Below are 1,135 nucleotides of genomic sequence, written 5' to 3'. Positions count from 1 at the left end.
ATAAATAGACGTTGGTATAAGGCTTCTCACGCTCTGTAAGGCTTAATAACTTTCCTAACGATTCATATGTCCAGAAAAACTGTTTAGGCTCGTTATACGCAATTCTAGACAGGTCTAATGTAGCTATCATGCCCACGTTCTTTTCTGCTGTGATATAGCAGTCTTGCCATTCGCTAATCAAGTTTTCTTGATGTTTATGCGGTGCATAAGATAAATTCATCATTATTATTTTCCGCTCCTTAGAAACGAAAAAAGCACGTAACGCCTACAGTATGGCGCAACGTGCCTTTAATAACATAGCCAGTTAAAAACTATTGCAACCTACAGAAAATATATGTAGAATTAAAGGGACATTAGGAAGTACGTCGAATACTCCCTAACTAGCTTCATAGCTTAAAACTGGCTATCTATTATGACAAGCTGACACCGTACCACTCATACGGTCGTTAGTGATATGTGAAGGACGGCAATCCAACACTTATCAGTCGTTTTAGATAGCTTTTTTACGTTCATTTTTTGTTAGTAAAATGATAGCATTTTTATTTTAAAACTACAAATCAGTTCTATCACTAGCTTTTTTCCAACTGTCTGTTGGAACGTTTAAAATGCTATAACATCTTTTATCAAATTCTTTTGATTGATAACATTCAACTTCCAAGTTAGGAAACTCCTGTTTTAGAATTTTTAATTCTCTAGGACATCTCCCACCTAAAAAAGCATGAGTGCTTGGTCTTCTATTACTTTTTGGTCCTTTATCTACTAAAATGTATGTTATTTTATCATATTCTTTAAAATCGAAACGTGTTTTAAGAAGTATTAATGCCTCGTAACACTTTATACGAACTGCTGGTTTTTTCACATCTGAACTGTAACTATTTTTAAATTCTATAAGTTTTAAATGATTATTTTTATCGAAAAAAAGAGTGTCTGGAGAAGTTAAACTGGTATAACTCGGAAAACATCTTTGCTTAACCTCATTTACTTTAATTTCATCAAAATCAAATACTTGTATAGCACGATTTTGAACTAAAAATTGCGAATTAGAATCATCTTCTGAACAATCATGAAGTGTAGAAAAAGAATAGTTTTCTTCTAAATACTGTTTAATTTCTAGAACATCCAAAATTACTCCTCC

Annotated in this window: 1 protein-coding gene and 1 pseudogene; both read right to left on the bottom strand. The window is 32.5% G+C overall.

Translation table 11 applies throughout. The annotated features are described in order from the left end of the window. Positions 1–223 (bottom strand): annotated as a pseudogene (locus QI30_RS21025) (hypothetical protein); the annotation flags it as partial. A 327-nt stretch (positions 224–550) separates the two neighbouring features. Continuing rightward, positions 551–1,135 (bottom strand): hypothetical protein (locus QI30_RS20275; RefSeq protein WP_233600638.1); only part of this gene is annotated, 585 nt, incomplete at its 5' end.

It is taken from the genome of Candidatus Kurthia intestinigallinarum (genome assembly GCF_003991225.1).
In the GTDB taxonomy this organism is placed as follows: domain Bacteria; phylum Bacillota; class Bacilli; order Bacillales_A; family Planococcaceae; genus Kurthia; species Kurthia populi.
This window is presented reverse-complemented; position numbering and strand designations above follow the sequence as displayed.